Below are 21,044 nucleotides of genomic sequence, written 5' to 3'. Positions count from 1 at the left end.
AAATGATCCGGGATAGGGTTCGCGCTCACAAATGCCCCACAATCGGGCAGCTGTGCTGCACAATGGAGCGATGATGCCACTCGACGTGCTCAAGACGGCCGACAGCGCGGCCTGCGACCGCCATGCCGAGGCGGCCGGCGTGTCGGGTCTCAGCTTGATGGAAGCTGCTGGTTCAGCGGTCGCCCAAGCGATTCTGTCGCGTTGGGCCAAGCGCCCGACGGTGATTCTGTGCGGGCCCGGCAAGAATGGCGGCGATGGCCTGGTTTGCGGCCGGATCCTGCGCCAGGCCGGCTGGTCGGTGCGGATCGCTCTGCTGGGCGATCCGGGGCGGATGAAGGGCGATGCAGCGGCCGCGCTGGCCCTTTGGGACGGGCCGGTTGAGCGCATGAGTGCTACCTCGCCGGGCGAGGCTGAACTCGTCGTTGATGCCATATTCGGCGCCGGTTTGAGCCGCCCGCTCGACGGCGTCACGGCTGAACTTGCTGCCGTCCTCGTCGTTCGCGCAATTCCAGTGATCGCCGTTGATTTACCCAGTGGCGTTTGTGGCGATCGGCCCGCACCGGACGGCATCACCGTCCGCGCCGATCTCACCGTGAGCTTCCATTGCCGCAAGCCGTCGCATTGCCTGGAGCCGGCTGCCTCGCTTTGCGGCGAACTCGTGATTGCCGATATCGGTATTCCTGCCGGATGGCGCGATGTTGTGACTCCGATTGCACAGCTAAACGCGCCGGCCTTGTGGCAGGCGGCGCTGCCGGTCCCGCAAGCGGGTACCCACAAGCATCAACGCGGCCGGCTGGTGGTGTTTTCCGGCGGTGCGTCTTCGACCGGCGCCGCGCGGTTGGCGGCCATCGCCGGGCTGCGCGCTGGTGCCGGCTTGGTGACGCTGGCCAGCCCGCCTGCGGCCCTTTTGGTCAATGCGAGTGCGTCGACGGCGGTGATGGTGAAGCGCTGGGATGCCGAGGCGGATACGGGCGAATTCCTCGTTGGGTTGCGGGCCGACGCCGGCCTAATCGGCCCGGCGGCCGGGATGGGCGAGACCACGCGGCGCGCTGTCAGCGAGGCGCTCACCGGGCCAGCGCCAATGGTGCTCGACGCTGACGCCCTGACGAGCTTCGAATCCGATCCGCAGGCCCTGTTCGCGCAATTGCGCCCCATCGATGTGATTACACCTCATGCCGGCGAGTTCGAGCGGCTCTTTCCCGGACTGCTGACCGCTTCGGTCAACCGGATCGAGGCGACCGCCGAAGCGGCCCGGCAGGCGGGCTGCGTGGTTTTGCTCAAGGGCGCCGACACCGTGATTGCAATAACGGGGCAGACGCCGGTCATCAATCGTCATGCCAGCCCGGCCCTGGCGACGGCGGGGAGCGGCGATGTGCTCGCTGGCCTGATTGGCGGTCTGATGGCGCAGACCGTGCCCGCCTTTCAGGCGGCTTGCGCGGCGTCCTGGTTGCATGGCGATGCCGGGCAGCGTCTCGGCCAGGGTCTGATTGCCGAGGATATCCCCGACGCGCTGCCGCAGGTGTTGCAGGCCTTGGCGGAGCGAGCTGCGCGCGAACGGGCTCTGGCCCGTCTGGGGCGTCCGGATCGATAATACAGATCGCGGGCTTGGCGCGAGCGGCGGCTCAGGTCATGTTCGTGTCACGCTTGCCACAAGGTTGACCCATGTCGTCAGATACGCCCTACAGCGCCGACAGCCAGCTCGATATCGACGCCCTGATATTCCACCTCAAGCCGACCCCGGGCAAGCTGGCCATTGCCGCGACCAAGCCGATGTCGACCCAGCGCGATCTGGCTCTGGCCTACTCGCCAGGCGTTGCGGCTCCCGTCCGCGCTATCGCGGCCGACCCTGAAGCGGTTTATGACTATACCTCCAAGGGCAATATGGTCGCGGTCGTAACGAACGGCACCGCGATCCTCGGGCTTGGAAATCTCGGCCCGCGCGCGTCCAAGCCGGTGATGGAAGGCAAGGCGATCCTGTTCAAGCGCTTTGCCGATATCGACGCCGTCGACATTGAGATCGACTATACCGATCCGGAAGAATTCATCGCTTGTGTGCGCGGCTTTGGCGACACGTTTGGCGGTATCAATCTGGAAGATATCAAATCGCCGGAATGCTTCGAGATCGAACGCCGCTTGCGCGAGATGCTCGATATTCCGGTATTCCACGACGACCAGCACGGCACGGCGATCATCGCCACGGCCGGTCTGATCAATGCCTGCGACATTACCGGGCGCAAGCTGGAGGACATCAAAGTCGTCCTCTGCGGCGCCGGCGCAGCAGGGCTGTCAGTGCTCGAACTGATCGAATCCATCGGGGTTCGCAAGGAAAACACCATCGTCGTTGATATCGAAGGCGTGGTTTATGAGGGCCGCGAGGGGCTGCATGAACGCCTCGCGAAACACGCCTGCAAAACCAAAGCGCGCACGCTCGCCGAGGCGGCGGTCGGGGCTGATGTCCTGCTCGGCCTGTCGGCGGCCGGCGTCTTCACCAAGGAGATCATCGCCAGTCTGGCGCCGAATCCGATCGTTTTCGCGATGGCCAATCCAACCCCGGAAATCACTCCGGAAGAGGTCAAGTCGGTACGCGATGATGTGATCATGGCGACGGGCCGGTCGGACTATCCCAACCAGGTCAATAATGTCCTCGGCTTCCCCTACATCTTTCGCGGCGCGCTGGACGTGCGGGCCCGCACCATCAACGAAGAAATGAAGATCGCCGCAGCCCGGGCCCTCGCTGCCCTCGCCCGTGAGGACGTGCCCGACGAGGTCGCGCTCGCTTATAAGGGTGAGCGTTTGCAATACGGGCGCAATTATATCATCCCGTCGCCCTTCGATCCGCGCCTGATTTCCTGGGTCCCGCCCTTTGTCGCCAAGGCGGCGGTTGATAGCGGCGTCGCACGACTGCCCTTCGATGAGGGCGTCAACTACACCCATACGCTGGCGCGGCGGCTCGATCCGACGGCAGCCCTGCAGCAGCGCGTCGCCGCCTCGATCCGAGCCGACCAGAAGACGATTGTCTTCGCTGAAGGTGAGGAGCCGTCAGTGATCCGCGCCGCCCATGCCTTCCAGTCCCAGGGGCTGGGCAGGGCGATCCTGGTGGCGCGCGAGGGTGTCGCGCTGGCCAATATGCGCGAACTGGGGATTCCAACCGGCACGCTGGAAATCTGCAATGCGCGCCTGTCGGAGCAGAATTCGGACTATGCCGATTTCCTCTACAAGCGCCTGCAGCGCAAAGGCTATCTGCGCCGCGACGTGCAGCGTTTGGTCAATAATGACCGCAATGTCTTTTCTGCCTGCATGCTGAAAATGGGCCAGGCCGACGGCATGGTCACCGGCGTGACGCGGCATTCGAATGTGGTGATGCGTGACGTCAAACTGGCGCTGGATTCTGTCGAGGGTGGGCGCGCCGTCGGTATCGCCGCCGCTGTGTCGCGCGGTCGCACACTGATCATCGGCGATATCAGCGTGACCGAATTTCCCGATGCCCGGGCACTGGCAGAAATCGGCATCGCGACGGCAAACGCCGCGCGCCGCTTTGGACTGACGCCCCACGTGGCGTTTTTGTCTTATTCCAGTTTCGGCAACCCGCCGGGCGAGCGTTCGGAGAAGATGCAGGACGCTGTCGCCATTCTCGACGAGCTTGGCGTCGATTTTGAATATGAAGGCGAAATGGCAGCCGATATTGCGCTCGATCCCGGTCACCATGTTCTCTATCCCTTCTCGCGTCTGAGCGAGCCGGCCAATGTTCTGATCATGCCGGCGGTTCATTCGGCCTCGATTGCGGTGCGTTTGTTGAAAGCCGCCGGCGGTGCGACAGTGATTGGTCCGATGCTGGTCGGGCTGGAAAAGCCGGTCCAGATCGCCCGGCTCGGTGCCTCGGTGACTGACATCGTCAACCTCGCCAGCATCGCCGCCTACGATCTCAACAAAGCCACCGCATAGCCGTCATTCACGACGACGTGACGTCAATGCAGTGCAGATTTCTCCGAAACTCGCTATCTAATCGCCGACGCGTGGACAAGGATTGAGCATGGCCGGACGGACCGCACACGACATGACGCAGGGGCCGGTGTTCGGCCATGTGCTGCGCATGCTCGTGCCAATGAGCTTCGGCATTCTCGCCATGATGCTGGTCGGCGTGGTGGACACTTATTGGGTCGGAACCCTGGGCACGGCACAGCAGGCTGCGGTGCAGATGAGTTTTCCCGTCACCATGCTGGTGATGAGTGTCTCTATTGGGCTGGGGGCGGGCGCCGTCTCGGCCGTTTCGCGCGCTGCCGGACGCAAGGATTCCAGCTCGATTCCACGTATCGCCACCGATGCGATGACGCTATCGCTCTTGTCGGTCGGAGCCGTGTCGGCATTGGGGATATTATTCGTTGAGCCGATTTTTCATCTCCTCGGCGCCAGCGAAACCATGCTGCCCTATGTGGTTGAATATATGACGGTCTGGTTTGGCGGCATTGTGCTGATCGTTGGACCAATGGTGGCGAGCAATATCCTGCGGGCGCTGGGCAATGCCATTATTCCCAGCCTGATGATGATCGCCGCAGCGGTGTTCAATCTGATCCTGGACCCGATCTTCATTCTCGACGATGTGTTCGGTCTCTTCCCCGGGCTCGGCTGGGGTGTGTCCGGTGCGGCACTGGCGACAGTGGCATCCAATGCGCTGACTTTCGCCATGGTTGGCTGGTATCTGGTGTTCAAGGAAAAACTGATCGATTTCGGCTGGGCCGATCTGGGTGAGGTCTGGCACCATTGGGGCGAGATTGCGCGGGTCGGGCTTCCGGCCAGCATCTCCAATGTTTTTAACCCGATTGCCCTAACCGTCGCGATGAGCGGACTGGCGATGGCACGCTTTGGCGATGCTGCGGTGGCGGCACTCGGCGTGGCCGGCCGAATCGAGGCCTTTGCGATTGTGCCGTTGTTTGCGCTCTCCGCCAGCATCGGTGCCGTGACCGGTCAGAATGGAGGCGCCCGTCGGCTCGACCGGGTGCGTGAGGCATTCCGCTCAAGCTTCCTGTTCTGCATCGGCTGGAGTCTCGCCATGGCGATCGTGCTGTGGCTGTGCGCCGGGCTGATCGCCGCTGCCTTCCTGCCCAGCGAGGCGGGCCAGGCGACGGCAGTATTCTACTGGCGCCTGGTGCCGCTGACGGTGGCCGGTTATGGCATCACCATTGCCGCCAGCGCCGGCTTCAATGGCCTCGGCCGTCCCGGCCACGGCATGGCCATCACCGCCGGCCGGGCACTGGGTTTGATGGTGCCGGGTGTATTGGCTGGAGCCATTCTGCTCGACGCGCCATCAGGTGTGATCTGGGGCGTGGCCTTTGCCAATATCGTCTCTGGGACAGTGGCGGGTCTCTACGTTATGACCCGGGCGCCGATGACCGCCAAGCATGGCAAGGCGCGGAAATCGGCGGGTCAGCCGGCCAGCGAGAACGCCAGCTAGCGCCGCACCAGCACGCCGGCCAGTTCCGGCTTGCCGCTCAGTGAAGGGTGCGGCCAGGCGGTGAAGTCGCTGTCGGCTGGCCAGATCCAGCGCTGTGCCGGAAAGAGTTCGCGCATCGCAGGCAGGGCGCAGCCATAGGGCGGCCCGCCCGGCACGTCCTTTTGCATGAACAAAGCGAGCAAATGCCCGCCCGGCTTCAGCCAGTCACACAGCGCGGTTTCATAATCACAGCGCAGGCGCGGCGGGATCGCGCACAGGAAGGTCTGCTCATAGACCCGGTCATAGGGCGCGTCGGGACGGTGAGCGAGGACATCGCCCTCGAGTAAGGTCGCGTCAAACCCGGTCGAATCGAGATGTTGGCGCTGAAAGGCGAGGGCGGTTGATGACAGATCGGCGCCGGTGACATCCAGCCCATGCGCGGCGAGGAAGCCCAGTTCCGGCGAGCGGCCACACCCGGGAATGATGACGCGTTGTCCGGGCGTCAGCTCGCCGGCTTTTGCCCAAGCCAGCATGGCCGGATGCAGGTCGGGCCGCTCCCACGGCGTTTCATTGGCGGCAAAGCGGGTTTCCCAATTAAAGCCGCTACGTTCGTTTTCCTCGGCCATTCAGTGTGATCCTCTCCAGCTCCTGCTCGCCGCGAGTGTGCCGCAACTGCGCACGCCGTGACACAGGAAATCCCGGTTGCGCCATATGCGCCTGCATGTCATCACCGCGCCGCTATATGCGGGTATGGCGGAATTGGTAGACGCGCGTGGTTTAGGTCCACGTTCTTTACGGAGTGGGGGTTCAAGTCCCTCTACCCGCACCAGCCTTCGCTCGCTGCGCGAGCTTCGGCTGGGCAGGCCCACCCTAAAACCGAGCGAAGGCTGTCCCGCCGTAGCCTTGGTGGAGGCGGACCGGTTGGATTGATCACAACTCTTTGCCCCGCTGCGCTCTAAGACCTTGCCATCGGGAACCCCCAAATCCCCTAATTTCCGCGCACCAATCTGCCATTCCAGCACCCAACTGCGCCTGCAAGCCGCTTCGCAGCGTTGCGCGTCCTGAATCGGCATGACATAACGCGCGCTCGAATTTGATGGCGGATTTGTCCGCCTCCACAGCAATGCCAGGGCTAACCCATGAACGTCACCGAGAAAGCCGTTGAAGGCTTGAGCCGCACTTATGAGATCGTCTTCGCTGCAGACGATCTGCAAGCTCGCCTGGACGCAAAGATCCAGGAGATTCGTCCTGAAGTCCGCTTGAAGGGCTTTCGTCCTGGCAAGGTGCCGACCAGCCATATCCGTCGCATGTTCGGCGAATCGATCATGGGTGATCTGCTCAACGAGCTGGTGCCGTCCACCACGCAGAAGACTTTGGACGAGCGCAAGCTGCGCCCAGCTTCGCAGCCAGAAATCAATGTCGTCAGCGATGCCAAGGCCGTCACCTCCGGCAAGTCCGATTTCGTGTTCGAGATCAGCCTGGAAGTGATGCCCGATTTCGATCCGGCTGACCCGTCCAAGATCAAGATCACCCGCCCGGTGATCGACGTCTCCGACGCTGAAGTCGACGAAGCCCTGGTCAAGCTGGCCGATGAGAGCCGCGAATTCGGCCCGAAAAAGGGTAAAGCTGCCAAGGCCGAGAATGGCGATATCGTCGTGATCGATTTCGTCGGCAAAATTGACGGCGTCGCCTTTGAAGGCGGTTCGGCCGAAGACAGCCGCGTCGGTCTTGGCGATGGCGCCTTCATCCCCGGCTTCGAAGAACAGCTCGTCGGTGCCAAAACTGGCGAAGCGCGCACCGTTACCGTGACCTTCCCGGCCGAGTATCAGGCCAAGCACCTGGCCGGCAAAGAGGCCATCTTTGATGTCACCGTGAAAGCCGTCGAGGCGCCCCAGGATTCCAAGATTGATGACGAGCTGGCCAAGCGCCTCGGCCTGTCCGATCTGGATGGTCTGAAGGATGCGCTGAAGAAGCGTTTCGTGGGCGAGCATGCCGCCCAGTCACGCCTGAAGGTCAAACGCATCGTGCTCGACCAGCTCGACGAAGCGCATGATTTCGATCTGCCTCCGAAAATGGTTGAAGCCGAGTTCGAGAATATCTGGCGCGAAGTCGCTCACGCGATCGAACACGGTCATCTCGAAGACGATGACAAGGACAAGAGCGAAGACGAGTTGAAAGCCGAATATCGCGGCATCGCCGAGCGCCGCGTGCGCCTTGGTCTGGTGCTGGCCGAGATCGGCAATCGCAACAAGCTCGACGTCACCCAGGAAGAATTGTCCCGCGCGATCAACCAGGAAGCGATGCGCTATCCGGGTCAGGAACGCCAGGTCGTCGAATTCTACCAGAAGAATCCTGGCGCTGTCGCTCAGGTGCGCGCGCCGATCTATGAGGAAAAAGTCGTCGACTACATCCTCGAGCTCGCTGATGTCACCGAAGTCAAAGTGACCAAGGAAGTGCTCTACGCCGAAGATGAAGAGCTGCCGGCTGCCAAGCCAGCGGGCAAGAAGGCTGCGGCCAAGAAAAAGCCAGCCGCCAAAGCCAAGCCAGCCGCCAAAAAAGACGCAAAGCCTGAGGCCAAGAAAGCAGCGGCTCCCAAGGCCGCGGCGGCGCCGAAAGCGGCTGCCAAGCCAGCGGCGAAGAAGAAGCCGGCGGCCAAGAAAGACGCCTGATCATTCGGGGCCATTGATGAAAAAGACGCCGGTGTGGTTTCGCACCGGCGTTTTTTTTGCCCGGATCATCGCACATCGCGCTGCAGCCTGCGTCTTGCGCGCATCGGCAACGCCCGCAATAGTTCAACCTCGTGCGTGACGAGAATCGTCCCTATCTAATAAAGGGCGATGGCCCAAGGAGCTTGATATGCAGAATCCCGAGGATGTGATGATGAATCTGGTTCCGATGGTGGTGGAGCAGACCAGCCGGGGCGAACGCGCCTTCGACATCTACTCCCGCCTGCTCAAGGAACGGATCATTTTCATCACCGGTCCGATTGAGGATCACATGGCCAGCCTGATCGTGGCCCAATTGCTTTTCCTCGAATCCGAGCACCCGAAAAAAGAAATCTCGATCTACATCAATTCGCCCGGCGGTGTTGTCTCTGCAGGCTTGGCGATCTACGACACCATGCAATATATCCGCAGCCCGGTCTCGACGATGTGTATGGGCATGGCGGCCTCGATGGGCTCGCTTCTGCTGACCGCCGGTCATCCGGAAATGCGCTATGCGACGCCGAATGCGCGCATCATGGTTCACCAGCCTTCCGGCGGATTTCGGGGCCAGGCCTCGGATATCGAGCGTCACGCCGCCGATATTCAGAAAATCAAACGCCGGTTGAACGAAATTTACGTAAAGCACACCGGTCGCACGTATGAAGAGATCGAACAGGCGCTCGACCGCGATAATTTCATGTCGGCGGATGAGGGCAAGGAGTTCGGATTGGTTGACCATGTTTATGCCAAGCGGATCGACCCGGACAATCCTGAGACGTAATCAGGTCTGAAACTGCGGAGTGGCCTGATACAGACTGTGGCGATATGCTCGAATAAGCAGAGGCGGAAACCTTTCGCTAAAGTTCGGCCTTGATGTTGCAGGATCGAATGAAATGCGGGTATCGCTAAGATGCCCGAACTTGAAATGGAGCGGACATGAGTAAGACAACCGGCGGCGACGCTGAGTCCAAGAACACGCTGTACTGCTCCTTCTGTGGCAAGAGCCAGCATGAGGTTCGCAAGCTGATCGCAGGACCGACGGTCTTCATCTGCGATGAGTGCGTTGAACTGTGCATGGACATCATCCGCGAAGAGAACAAATCCTCCCTGGTCAAATCCAAGGAGGGTGTGCCCCCGCCCAAGGAAATCTACGAAGTCCTCAATGATTATGTGATCGGCCAGTCGCATGCAAAGCGCGTGCTCGCTGTTGCGGTCCACAATCATTACAAGCGGCTCAACCATGCCAGCCAGAATTCCGATGTCGAGCTGGCCAAGTCCAACATCCTGCTGATCGGTCCGACCGGTTGCGGCAAGACCCTGTTGGCCCAGACTCTGGCGCGCATCCTCGATGTGCCCTTCACGATGGCCGATGCCACGACACTCACCGAGGCCGGTTATGTCGGCGAGGATGTCGAGAACATCGTCCTCAAATTGCTTCAGTCCGCCGATTACAATGTCGAGCGGGCCCAGCGCGGCATTGTCTATATCGATGAGATCGACAAGATCTCGCGCAAATCCGACAATCCATCCATCACCCGTGACGTTTCGGGTGAGGGCGTGCAGCAGGCTTTGCTGAAGATCATGGAAGGCACAGTTGCCTCCGTGCCGCCGCAGGGCGGGCGCAAGCATCCGCAGCAGGAATTCCTGCAGGTCGACACCACCAATATCCTGTTCGTCGTCGGCGGTGCCTTCTCCGGTCTGGACAAGGTGATCTCGCAGCGCGGCCAAGGCTCCTCAATCGGCTTCGGTGCCGATGTGCGCGAGCCTGATGTCCGCCGCACTGGCGATATCCTGCGCATGGTTGAACCGGACGATTTGCTGCGTTTCGGCCTGATCCCGGAATTCGTTGGCCGTCTGCCGGTCATCGCGACGCTCGAGGATCTCGACGAGGGCGCCCTGGTCCAGATCCTGACCGAACCGAAGAACGCGCTGGTGAAGCAGTATCAGCGCCTGTTTGACATGGAAGGCGTTGGCCTGACCTTCACCGAGGATGCGCTGAAACAGGTGGCCAAACGCGCCATCCTGCGCAAAACCGGCGCACGCGGCCTGCGTTCGATCATGGAAGGCATTCTGCTGGAAACCATGTTTGATCTGCCCGGCATGGATGGGGTCGAAGAGATCGTCGTCAATGCCGAAGTGGTGGAAGGCAATGCCAAGCCGCTGCTGATCTATGCCGAACGCAAAGACGATAAACGCACGGGTGCTTGACGTCGCCGCCTCGCATCGCCACCTGTTGGCATGAGAGGCGGCCACCCGGCCGTCAATAGATTTCCCCCGCTTGCGCCGGGCCAGATCGAGTCATGATCATCGTCAGGTCTCGACGCATCGGCCCCTTGGTGCGCATGGAGCATACATGTCCAAAATGAAGACACTTCCCCTTCTGCCGCTGCGCGACATCGTCGTGTTCCCGCACATGATCGTTCCGCTCTTCGTCGGGCGTGAAAAATCGGTCAAGGCGCTGGAAGAAGTCATGCGCGCTGACAAGCAGATCCTGCTGGCGACCCAACGCACGGCCGGCGATGACGAGCCTGCCAATACGGCCATCCACGCCACCGGCGTCATCGCTTCAGTGCTGCAATTGCTCAAATTGCCAGACGGGACAGTCAAGGTTCTGGTTGAGGGCGGCGTGCGCGTCGAAATCACCGGCTATACTGATAATGAGATCTTCTACGAGGCGATGTGCGAGCCCATCGTTGAAGAGACTGGCGACCCGTCCGAGCTGGAAGCGCTAATGCGCACCGTTGCCGCCAAATTCGACGATTACGTCAAGCTCAACAAGAAAGTTCCACCCGAGGCGCTCGCCTCGCTGGCCCAGATCAGCGATCCGGCCAAGCTGTCGGATTCGATCGCCGCGCATCTCGCCGTCAAGATCGATGAGAAGCAGGCGCTGCTGGAACAACCCGATGCGGCGCGCCGGCTTGAGCGTATTCTCGGACTGATGGAAGGCGAAATTGGCGTTCTTCAGGTTGAGAAGAAAATCCGCAGCCGTGTCAAACGGCAGATGGAAAAGACCCAGCGCGAATATTATCTCAATGAGCAGATGAAGGCGATCCAGCGCGAGCTGGGTGAGGGCGATGACAGCCGCGAGGAACTCGCCGAGCTGGAAGACCGCCTCGCCGAAGCCAAGCTCTCGAAAGAAGCGCGCACCAAGGCCGATGCCGAGTTCAAGAAACTGCGGCAGATGAGCCCGATGTCGGCGGAAGCCACCGTCGTGCGCAATTATCTCGACTGGATACTGGCGCTGCCCTGGGGCAAGCGCAAACGTCTCAAAAACGATCTGACCCGCGCCGAAGAAGTGCTCGAAGCCGATCATTACGGCCTCGAAAAGGTCAAGGAACGCATCCTCGAGCATCTCGCCGTCCAGGCGCGCACCAAGAAAATGCGTGGGCCCATCCTGTGCCTTGTCGGTCCTCCGGGCGTCGGCAAGACCTCGCTCGGCCGTTCGATTGCCAAGGCGACGGGGCGCGATTTCGTGCGCATGTCGCTCGGCGGCGTGCGTGATGAAGCGGAAATCCGTGGTCACCGCCGCACCTATATCGGCTCGATGCCGGGCCGGATCATCCAGTCGATGAAGAAGATCAAGTCGAGCAATCCGCTCTTCCTGCTCGACGAAATCGACAAGCTCGGCGCCGATTATCGCGGTGATCCGTCGGCGGCTCTGCTTGAGGTGCTCGATCCGGAACAGAATGCGACGTTCAACGACCATTATCTCGAGGTCGATTATGACCTGTCCGATATCATGTTCGTGACGACCGCCAACACGCTCAACCTGCCGCAACCGCTTCTCGACCGGATGGAAGTCATCCGCATCGCCGGTTATACCGAAGATGAAAAGCTCGAGATCGCCAAGCGTCACCTGATCCCCAAGCAGATGGTCAATCACGCGCTGACGCCAAGCGACTGGTCGCTGGCCGATGACGCCGTGCGCGATCTGGTCCGCTATTACGCTCATGAAGCCGGCGTGCGTAATCTCGAACGCGAGATTGCAAATCTGGCCCGTAAATCAGTGCGCCGCCTGCAAGGTGGCAAGGTCGAGCGGGTTGATATCACGGCGGAAAACCTCGGCGAATTCGCCGGCGTGCGCAAATACCGTTTCGGCGAATCCGAGCGCGAGGATCGTGTTGGTCTCGTCACCGGCTTGGCTTGGACGGAAGCCGGCGGCGATCTGTTGCAGATCGAAGCGGTCAAAATGCCCGGTCGCGGCAAGATGACGGTGACCGGCAATCTGCGCGATGTGATGAAGGAATCGATCTCGGCGGCGAATTCATTCGTGCAGTCGCGGGCGCCTTCGATGGGCATCCGGCCAACCGTGTTCCGCACTACCGACATCCATGTCCACGTCCCCGAAGGCGCAACGCCCAAGGACGGCCCGTCGGCCGGTGTTGGCATGATGACGGCGATTGTTTCGGTGCTGACCGGCATTCCGGTGCGCAAGGATCTGGCGATGACGGGTGAGATCACCCTGCGTGGCCATGTCCTGCCGATCGGCGGCCTGAAAGAGAAACTGCTGGCGGCCCTGCGCGGCGGCGTCAAGACGGTGTTGATCCCGAAGGAAAACGAGAAGGATCTCGTGGAAATTCCGGACAATGTGAAACAGGGTCTGGAAATCATCCCGGTGGAAACCGCCGATGAAGTTCTGGCCCGCGCCCTGACCCAGCCGGTCGAAGCGGTCGAGTGGACCGATGCCGATGCGGCTGCACTTGCCGGGATGGCGACCGCAACGCCCGATGGCGGCGAGGCTCAGCTCGCGCATTAAGCCGTCAAAGGCTGGCATCGAATTGGAATTGGAAGGCCGGGATCGATGATCCCGGCCTTTTTCGTGCATAAAATATGCGCCATCGCGGTTCTGCGCCATTGACGCCGGGCAGACAGCGCCGCACAGTCCACCCATGACTTGTGCAGCGCTCTATTTTGCCGGCTATTTTATCAACGCAACCATTTTGGGGGCGGTGGCCGGCTAGCGCGCGCGACAAGCAGCGAGTTTCCGAGGCCTCCCCCAAAAGGGGAGGCCTTTTTCGTTTTCACAAAAGAGGCAGGCCATGTCTGATCAAGTTTCACGCGATGATATCCGAACATCGATTTCGCAGATCGACCGCGAGCTCGTAGATGCCATCGCCCGACGCACGGCCCTTGTTGAGGCGATCGTCGACGAAAAAGTCCGTTCCGGTCTGCCGGTGCGGGACCGCGAGCGCGAGCAGGCGGTGTTGCGCCAGGCCGTCGAGCGCGCCAAGGCCCAGGGGATTTCCGGGGAATTGGTCGAGCAGATCTTCCACGCCCTGTTCGACAATTCAGTCCGGCTGCAACGCACCCGTTTCGACTCGATGCGCGATGCCGATCTCAATGAGGCTAGCGTCGCCTATCTCGGCGGGCCGGGCAGCTACAGCCATATCGCGGCCCAGAAGATTTTCGCGCGCCGCAATGCCAATGTGGTGCCGTCACCGAAGCGCGATTTCATCTCGATTTTCCGCGCCGTCGAGACCGGCGACGTCGATTACGGCGTCGTGCCGATCGAGAACACCACGACCGGATCAATCAATGAAGTGTTCGACATCCTGCTGGAGGGCCGCACCAAAATCGCTGGCGAATTCATGCTACGTGTCGATCACTGCCTGATCGGCAAGGCCTCGGGCTCGGGCCGCATCAATCGTGTCTTCGGTCACCCGCAGGCGTTGGCGCAATCGCGCCGCTACCTGGCCGGTCATCCCGAGATCGAAACCCATATGTCGTCCAGCACGACGCGGGCGCTTGAACGCCTGCTGGAGGAAGATGACACCGCCGCCGCCATTGGCGGTGAGGATGCCGCGAAGCTGTTCGGCTTTGATGTGCTGGCGCACGGGGTTGGCGATCACGAACAGAACATCACCCGTTTCATTGTGCTGGCCCGTGACAGCAAGCTGCCGGCACGCGGGGTCGAGTGCAAGACATCGCTGATGTTCACCACCCGCGACGATCCTGGCGCTTTGGTCGATGCGCTGACAGGGTTTCGCGATAATGGGATCAATCTGGTGAAACTGGAATCGCGCCCGATTGCCGGCAATCCTTGGGAGGAAATGTTCATCATGGATGTCGAGGGCCATCTCGACGATCCCAAGCTGCGCGACAGCCTCAAAACACTCGAAGCCCATACTCGCGAAATCAAAATACTCGGCTGTTATGCCGCCGACCGGATCGACCGGGTGAAGGTGGATTGAGTCTCGCAGTAGTCTTGGCTTGCGTTCGAGGCCATGGACAGACTAGAAAGCGCCTCCAGATCGGCTAAGGTCGATGTGTCCTGATGGATCGGGCGGTTAGCTCAGCTGGGAGAGCATCTCGTTTACACCGAGAGGGTCGGCGGTTCGAGCCCGTCACCGCCCACCAGCCTTCGCTGCGAAGTAGCGAAGGCTGCCCCGCCGAAGCCCGAAGGGCGAAGGAGGGCCGCTCGCCATCTCGCAGCTACGGCTGGGCGAGCCCCAAATGTTCCACTCCTGAGTCGTAAGTGCTAGCGCCGAAGCCCGAAGGGCGAAGGAGGGCCGCTCGCCATCTCGCAGCTACGGCTGGGCGAGCCCCAAATGTTCCACTCCTGAGTCGTAAGTGCTAGCGCCGAAGCCCGAAGGGCGAAGGAGGGCCGCTCGCCATCTCGCAGCTACGGTCGGGCGACCCGGCGCACGTCCATGACGGAATGGATACCTGATCCGCTTGGTGCAATCCGCTATGGTTGCTCCGGGTCACGCGCCTTGCCGACCCAAACCGGAGCGCCTTGATGAGACAGTTCCTTCTCGCCATCGTCCTGATCGCTATGCCGGTCGCTGCCTTCAGCGGCTTCATGATCTGGCAGGCCAAGGCGAGCCACACGGTGGACGCGCCGGCGGCCAATCTGGGTGATCTTTCGGCTTTTCGTATCATCGTCACCGATGTGCAGGCTCTCGCCGCCGGTGGCGATCTCGCAGCCGCGAAAACCCGCATCCGTGATTTCGAGCTCGCTTGGGATGATAATGAAACCGGCTTGAAGCCGATCAATCCCGCCGAATGGCATGCCATTGACGATGCCGCCGATGCGGCCCTGTCCGCGCTGCGGGTTTCAGCGCCAGAGCCGGTCCGCGTCAACGAAACGCTGTCCGCTCTGAAAACGAGCTTGCAAAACCGCGCGCCGGTGACGCCATGATGGCTGCGAACCCATTCGCCCAAGGAACCAAGCCGATGCCGACATCGCGGACGCCGATCAACCGCGTACCCCAGGTCACTGTTGAATTCTGGCTTATCAAACTGATGGCCGTCACCATGGGCGAAACGGCGGCCGATTTTCTGGCGGTCAATCTTGGTCTCGGGCTGACGGCGACCTCATTGCTGATGGCTTCGATTTTGGCCGGAGCCCTGGTTTTGCAATTTGCCCAGAAGCGCTATGTTCCTTGGGCCTATTGGCTGGCGGTCGTGCTGATCAGCATTGTCGGCACACTGGTGACCGACAATCTTGTCGACAATCTCGGCGTCTCGCTGCTGACCACGACGATTGTCTTCACAGTGGCGCTGGCGGCAACTTTCGCCGTCTGGTTCGCCTACGAGAAAACCCTGTCCATCCACGCCATTTTCACCGCCAAGCGCGAGGCTTTTTATTGGCTGGCGATCCTCTTCACCTTTGCCCTTGGAACGGCGGCGGGCGATCTGGTGGCCGAGCAATTCGGTCTGGGTTATCTCGCCACGGGTGTCCTGTTCGGGATGATCATCGCCTCGCTGGCGATCGGATATTTCTTCCTCGGCCTGGATGCGATCCTTGGCTTCTGGCTGGTCTATATCTTCACTCGCCCGCTCGGGGCCTCTTTCGGCGACCTTCTGTCCCAGCCGGCCCAATATGGCGGCCTCGGTCTGGGCACGACCATTACCAGTCTGGTGTTTCTCGGCACGATCATCGCGATTATCGCTTGGTTGACCGTGGGGCGTCGTGGCGCGGTGACAGCACCATAGTCGCTGATATCTGCGTAAAATCCGGTTGAATTTCAGTCACGATCAAGGATATCGAGCAAGGCCGATGGATCGGTATTGTTGAACACCCGCACACCCGCCCGTGGCGCGTAGCGGGCAATCGCTTGCGCCGTCTCGGCGGCGCTGACCGGGCCGGGCGCCATTTCATTCACGATAACGGTGCACCGGCCATCCAGCGCGCGTAGCGCCGTCAGCGTGTGTGAGATGGTGCCGAGATAATTGCCCGCGATGAGGATGGGGCGGGCGTCGAGCTCGCGGATCAGGTCGAGATTGAGACCGTCCTCGGCGATCGGCGACATCACGCCGCCAGCGCCCTCGATCAAGGTTGGGTCCGCCGGGTCGAGATGGTCGAGACACCATTTGACGACGCTTGCCAGCCGCAGTTCACGGTTTTCCAGGCGTGCCGCCATGTCCGGCGAGATCGCGGCCTTGAAACGCCAGGGCGTCATCGCCTGCACGGTCTCGGCGCTCAAGGTCTGGCCATTGGCGCGTAGCAGGCGGATCGTGTCGGTCACCGAGACGGCATCGGGATCGAAGCCGGAGGCGACCGGTTTCAGGACGCGGGCGGTTCGACCAGCCTCGCGCAGAGCGCCGAGCAGGGCACACAGCACATGTGTCTTGCCGATATCGGTGCCGGTGCCGGTGATGAAGAAGGGCCGCCGCATTATTCCGCCGCCTCAATGCTGGGTGCCCAAGCCGCGACGAGGCTGGCCAGCCGGTCGATATCGGCTTCCTCATGGGCAGCTGAAAAGGTTATCCGCAAGCGGGCCGTGCCGCGTGGCACCGTCGGTGGCCGGATCGCCGTGACCAGAAAGCCTTCCGCCCTCAGCCGCGCCGAGGCCTCGAGTGCCGCGCTGGCGCTGCCCAGAATGACCGGTACGATCGGCGAGACCGGTTCGGGCAGGCCGGCGGCAGCGCAGAAGCGGCGCGCAAGCAGGGTCGGACGTTCGCACAATGCCGTATCGCTTTCGATCAGGTCGAGCGCCTTGAGGGCGGCGGCAATGCTCGCCGGCGCGGGCGCGGTGGTGAAGACGAGCGGCCGGGCGCGGGTGCGCAACAGCTCGCACACGGCATGCGAGGCACACAGATAGCCGCCATAACTGCCGAGCGCCTTGGATAGCGTCCCCATCTGCAACGGCGCTTGGGCGGGCGGGGTGAAAGCATGGGCCGAGCCACGCCCTTTGGCGACAACACCGACGCCGTGGGCATCATCGACCAGCGTCCAAGCGTTGTGATGATCAGCCAGCGCCAGCAGGCCAGGCAGCGGCGCCAGATCACCATCCATCGAGAAGACACCGTCGGTCATGATCATGGCTCGGCGGGAATCGGGGCGCATTCCGGTCAGCTTGGCCTCGAGATCGGTGAGATCATTGTGACGGAATGTCTCGACCCGAGCGCGCGAGAGCTGGGCCCCGGCAAACAGGCAGGCATGGGAGAGTTCATCAATCAGGATCAGATCGCCGGAACCTAGCAAAGCCGGCGCGATTGCCAGATTGGCCAGATAGCCGGAGCCGAACACAATGCAGTCTTCGCTGCCCTTGAAGCGGGCCAGGCGCGCTTCCAGTTCAAACAGGAGCGGGTGGCCGCCGGTGACCAAGCGCGAAGCGCCAGAGCCGGTGCCATAGCGCGCTGTCGCGGCTTGGGCGGCAGCGATCATGTCGGGATGGCGGGTCAGGCCGAGATAATCATTGGAGCAGAAATTGAGCAGCATCTGCCCATCTTGCTCAACACGCACGGCATCGATCCCGTCGCTCACCACGATGCGGCGGCGCAGCTGGCTGCGCTCGAGCCCGGCCAGTTTGGTAGCAGCGAAGGCGTCGAGCGTTGCGGAGGCGGGCAGGGTGTGGCGCGATGTCATCTCAGCCCTGTCGCACAGAATTCAGGCCTGCTAAAGCCCCACGGATGAAAACATCGCTCCCCGACACCGCCAGCCAACATCTCTGGCGACCCTATACACAGATGAAAATGACGCCAGCGGCTCTGCCCGTCATCTCCGCAGAAGGCGTGCGTCTGCGCCTCGCCGACGGCCGCGAGCTGATCGATGGCATCTCGTCCTGGTGGACGGTGTGTCATGGCTATCGCCATCCTCATATTATCGAGGCGGTGAAGGCCCAGCTCGATCTTGTGCCGCACGTCATGCTCGGCGGGCTGACGCATGATCCGGCGGAGCGTCTGGCGGCCCGGTTGGCGGCGCTGGCGCCGGGCGATCTCAATCACGTCTTCTTTTGCGAATCCGGCTCGGTCTCGGTCGAGATCGCGATGAAGATGGCGATCCAGTACTGGATCAACCAGGGCGTTACCGGCCGCACCCGGTTCGTCGCTTTTCGCGGCGGCTATCATGGCGACACTATCGCGACCATGTCGGTCTGTGACCCCGATGAGGGCATGCATTCACTCTTCGCCGGCTCGCTGCCGCAACAGATTATCGCCGACCTGCCAGTTGACGCCGCCTCGACGACGCGCTTTGAGGCCTTGCTTGACGCCCATGCTGGTGAGATCGCCGGCGTCATGACCGAGCCGCTGGTGCAGGGCGCGGGGGGGATGAAGTTTCATTCAGCCGAAACGCTGCAGGCGATGCGTACCGCCTGTGATGCGCGCGGCCTGCCCCTGATCTTCGACGAGATCATGACCGGTTTTGGCCGTCTCGGTACAATGTTCGCGGCGGAAAAAGCCGGCGTGACGCCCGATATCATGACGGTCTCGAAGGCCCTGACCGGGGGAACGCTGCCGCTGGCGGCGGCCATCGCTTCAAGCCGTATTTTCAACGCCTTCTGGAGCGATGACGCCTCGGCCGCGCTGATGCACGGCCCCACCTATATGGGCAATCCGGCCGCCTGCGCCGCGGCCAATGCCTCGCTCGACCTGTTCGAGCGCGAGCCGCGACTGCAGCAAGTCGCGGCGATCGAGCGCGCCTTCGCCCGGCTTCTCCCGCCAGCGCGCACGATCCCCGGCGTCGTCGATGTGCGCTGGCAAGGTGCCATCGGGGTGATCGAGATGGTCGGTCTGCCGGAGCTTGATTCGCTGAAGGCGGGCTTTGTCGAGGCCGGAATCTGGGTGCGTCCGTTTAACAATATCATTTATCTGATGCCGCCCTTCGTGATCGGCGCCAGTGACTTGGAAACGCTGACAAACACCACTCTTGCTGTGACACGGCGCTGGGCCGAGCGGCATTTCACGGGCACTTGAAGCAGGTGCTGCGTTCGCGCTGTGCAGCCTGCCCAAAGGCGCTTGACCGGGCGACAGCGAAACCTTAGACAAACGCCTCTCGCCGAGGCGGGAACACCAAGCGGGTGTAGCTCAGTTGGTTAGAGCGCCGGCCTGTCACGCCGGAGGTCGCGGGTTCGAGTCCCGTCACTCGCGCCATTTTCTGTTCTCGAGGATTTCGAGCGTGAAAATGGTCCTGGATACGAAGACGGCCGCCCCATGGGGCGGCCGTTTCGCGTTGCGGCGCGGCGGGCGGGTTGATCGACTGAAGCGAGCACGCCAAGAACGAAAAGTCATGAGGAATCAAAGAAGAGTGGTTGTGATGCGTGGTTTTGGAGTTGTCCCGGTGTCGTTGATTGCGGCCGTTTCCCTCGCAGTCCTGACGCAGGCGGCCTCGGCGCAGCCCGGTTCCGGGAGGCAGCTTGAGGCCGATATCCAGGCCGCCACTAACCAGTCGGCTGAGGACCAGGTGCGGGTCATGGACCCGAACCAGCAAGCCTGGGTCCTCGTGCCGCGGAGCGTTGCTCAAACAAAGGGCGGAACAAGTTATCCGGACAATGCCTTGCCCGAAGGCTACCCGACGGGCAGCACCTTCATGTCGATGATCGATGCCTTTGCCGAGAGTGACGCGGGCGAGAAAGTGCCGAACACGGGCGTTCAGTCGTTCTGACCGGTGAGGCGGGTGCGCGCGCGCCTTTGATCCCCATTTCGCCCTGTGAGCCGCCGACGGCCGACGCGGTCAATCCCAGCTATCGCGTTCGGCATCGGCGATATCGGCGAGCTGGTCGACGCCGGCCGCGGCGATGCGTGCGCGGCGGATGCCCTGCTGAGCGCGGTTGTTTAGCGACGGGTCGAGTTCCATCACCCGGTAATAATAGTTTTCCGCCGCATTCGTATCGCCCACCAGTTCCGAGCAAATCCCCAGATTGAGGAGGAGGCCGGCGCTGTTGGGCTCTGCGGGCTCCAGCGCTGACCATTGCTGGCAAGCATCGTAAGCGGCATCGTTCTGGGCCAGATCGGTAGCCTGTTCGAAGGTGGGCCGGCTGGCCTCGCTGACCGTATCGGAATTGGTGAAGAACGAGGCTGTGAATTGCTGATTGTGCGGCGCCACGTCGAGCAGGACCGCGCCGGCAATGCCCTGGGCCGCTTCATATTCCAGCTGGTCGTAGGTGCGGCCTCTTTCCTGGCCCGGGCACCAGCTGTCCTGGGCGCGATTGCGATGATCGCGGGAGTAGACGATGTGGCCGCTGCGGGCATCGATCAGTTCGACCTGGGCAGCGAGGTCGATCGAGTAGCGTGTACAGGTGACTTGGCGATTGACACGGGAGGCACACAAGTCATCGCCGGATCGCACGCAGACAGATTGCGTGGTCTCGTAATATTCCTCATTGCTGCGGGCATCGATCATGCGACCGCCATAGAGGCCATCGGCCCGCCTTTGGTCACGAACGGTGGTGAAGAAGAGGCGGCCATCGAGTGTGTGCCGGCTGAGACGGGTTTCGAGGGCGTCGCGCACGGCGATCCCGCCGTGCCCCTGGAGGTCGCCGACATAGACCGTGCGCAGCAGCGGCGCGTCTGGAAAGCGCGCCGGGACGACGACCGACACCGGGACGGTGGTGGCGCACCCGGCCAGCAAAAACGTCAGGGCGATGGTTAAATTGCGGCGTGTGGACGTGACAGGCATTGGTTCCCCCCGAGGTTTCCGGCAGAAGGTTAATGGATAAATTGGGCAAGGCAATGCTGGATCCGCC

The 21,044-nt window shown here is 61.9% G+C and carries 16 protein-coding genes and 3 tRNA genes; 15 read left to right on the top strand and 4 right to left on the bottom strand.

What is annotated here, in order from left to right:
- The first annotated feature begins 31 nt into the window (after positions 1-31).
- The 3 genes from AAC029_RS10220 to AAC029_RS10210 all read left to right on the top strand — a co-directional run bounded on the left by AAC029_RS10220 (position 32) and on the right by AAC029_RS10210 (position 5,449).
- Complete coding sequence (locus AAC029_RS10220; protein ID WP_339747134.1) at positions 32-1,591, top strand: NAD(P)H-hydrate dehydratase; 1,560 nt, start codon at positions 32-34, stop codon at positions 1,589-1,591.
- A 71-nt stretch (positions 1,592-1,662) separates the two neighbouring features.
- On the top strand, positions 1,663-3,942 hold the full coding sequence (locus AAC029_RS10215; protein ID WP_339747132.1) for an NADP-dependent malic enzyme: 2,280 nt from the start codon (positions 1,663-1,665) through the stop codon (positions 3,940-3,942).
- 88 nt (positions 3,943-4,030) lie between these two features.
- On the top strand, positions 4,031-5,449 hold the full coding sequence (locus AAC029_RS10210) for an MATE family efflux transporter (protein WP_339747130.1): 1,419 nt from the start codon (positions 4,031-4,033) through the stop codon (positions 5,447-5,449).
- Here the strand turns inward: AAC029_RS10210 and AAC029_RS10205 are convergent.
- On the bottom strand, positions 5,446-6,054 hold the full coding sequence (locus tag AAC029_RS10205; RefSeq protein ID WP_339747127.1) for a methyltransferase domain-containing protein: 609 nt from the start codon (positions 6,052-6,054) through the stop codon (positions 5,446-5,448). The genes AAC029_RS10210 and AAC029_RS10205 overlap by 4 nt on opposite strands.
- A gap of 118 nt (positions 6,055-6,172) precedes the next feature.
- Here AAC029_RS10205 and AAC029_RS10200 point away from each other — a divergent pair.
- From AAC029_RS10200 to AAC029_RS10160, 9 genes are all read left to right on the top strand, one after another.
- A tRNA-Leu gene (locus AAC029_RS10200) sits at positions 6,173-6,257 on the top strand.
- 310 nt (positions 6,258-6,567) lie between these two features.
- Complete coding sequence (gene tig, locus AAC029_RS10195; protein WP_339747124.1) at positions 6,568-8,097, top strand: trigger factor; 1,530 nt, start codon at positions 6,568-6,570, stop codon at positions 8,095-8,097.
- A 187-nt stretch (positions 8,098-8,284) separates the two neighbouring features.
- Positions 8,285-8,914, top strand: coding sequence for an ATP-dependent Clp protease proteolytic subunit (locus AAC029_RS10190; protein ID WP_339747122.1), 630 nt, complete (start codon positions 8,285-8,287; stop codon positions 8,912-8,914).
- A gap of 155 nt (positions 8,915-9,069) precedes the next feature.
- Positions 9,070-10,341 (top strand): ATP-dependent Clp protease ATP-binding subunit ClpX, encoded by a 1,272-nt coding sequence (gene clpX, locus AAC029_RS10185; protein WP_339747120.1) that lies wholly within the window; start codon positions 9,070-9,072, stop codon positions 10,339-10,341.
- Between the two features lie 145 nt (positions 10,342-10,486).
- Positions 10,487-12,889 carry an endopeptidase La gene (gene lon, locus AAC029_RS10180; protein WP_339747118.1) on the top strand — a complete coding sequence of 801 codons (2,403 nt, stop codon included), beginning with the start codon at positions 10,487-10,489 and terminating at the stop codon, positions 12,887-12,889.
- A 283-nt stretch (positions 12,890-13,172) separates the two neighbouring features.
- Complete coding sequence (gene pheA, locus AAC029_RS10175; protein WP_339747115.1) at positions 13,173-14,324, top strand: prephenate dehydratase; 1,152 nt, start codon at positions 13,173-13,175, stop codon at positions 14,322-14,324.
- A 90-nt stretch (positions 14,325-14,414) separates the two neighbouring features.
- Positions 14,415-14,490, top strand: a tRNA-Val gene (locus tag AAC029_RS10170).
- Between the two features lie 382 nt (positions 14,491-14,872).
- Positions 14,873-15,274 (top strand): hypothetical protein, encoded by a 402-nt coding sequence (locus tag AAC029_RS10165; protein ID WP_339747112.1) that lies wholly within the window; start codon positions 14,873-14,875, stop codon positions 15,272-15,274.
- Positions 15,275-15,309: 35 nt separating this feature from the next.
- Positions 15,310-16,071, top strand: coding sequence for a hypothetical protein (locus tag AAC029_RS10160; RefSeq protein WP_339747110.1), 762 nt, complete (start codon positions 15,310-15,312; stop codon positions 16,069-16,071).
- Between the two features lie 32 nt (positions 16,072-16,103).
- Here AAC029_RS10160 and bioD read toward each other — a convergent pair whose 3' ends face one another.
- Positions 16,104-16,754 (bottom strand): dethiobiotin synthase, encoded by a 651-nt coding sequence (bioD, locus tag AAC029_RS10155; RefSeq protein ID WP_339747107.1) that lies wholly within the window; start codon positions 16,752-16,754, stop codon positions 16,104-16,106.
- Complete coding sequence (bioF, locus tag AAC029_RS10150) at positions 16,754-17,947, bottom strand: 8-amino-7-oxononanoate synthase (protein ID WP_339747105.1); 1,194 nt, start codon at positions 17,945-17,947, stop codon at positions 16,754-16,756. Before bioF ends, bioD begins: the two co-directional genes overlap by 1 nt.
- Positions 17,948-17,991: 44 nt before the next feature.
- Between bioF and AAC029_RS10145 the strand changes: the two genes are divergently transcribed.
- From AAC029_RS10145 to AAC029_RS10135, 3 genes are all read left to right on the top strand, one after another.
- A complete protein-coding gene (locus tag AAC029_RS10145) occupies positions 17,992-19,275 on the top strand; it encodes an adenosylmethionine--8-amino-7-oxononanoate transaminase (RefSeq protein ID WP_339747103.1) in 1,284 nt (427 codons plus the stop codon).
- A 100-nt stretch (positions 19,276-19,375) separates the two neighbouring features.
- A tRNA-Asp gene (locus AAC029_RS10140) sits at positions 19,376-19,452 on the top strand.
- 25 nt (positions 19,453-19,477) lie between these two features.
- Positions 19,478-19,963: a hypothetical protein gene (locus tag AAC029_RS10135; RefSeq protein ID WP_339747101.1), complete on the top strand. Its 486-nt coding sequence runs from the start codon at positions 19,478-19,480 to the stop codon at positions 19,961-19,963.
- 69 nt (positions 19,964-20,032) lie between these two features.
- On the opposite strand, the gene AAC029_RS10130 is transcribed toward AAC029_RS10135, so the two are convergent.
- Positions 20,033-20,977, bottom strand: coding sequence for a hypothetical protein (locus AAC029_RS10130; RefSeq protein WP_339747099.1), 945 nt, complete (start codon positions 20,975-20,977; stop codon positions 20,033-20,035).
- Between the last annotated feature and the right edge of the window lie 67 nt (positions 20,978-21,044).

The sequence above is a fragment of the uncultured Maricaulis sp. genome, from assembly GCF_963975345.1.
Taxonomy (GTDB): domain Bacteria; phylum Pseudomonadota; class Alphaproteobacteria; order Caulobacterales; family Maricaulaceae; genus Maricaulis.
This window is presented reverse-complemented; position numbering and strand designations above follow the sequence as displayed.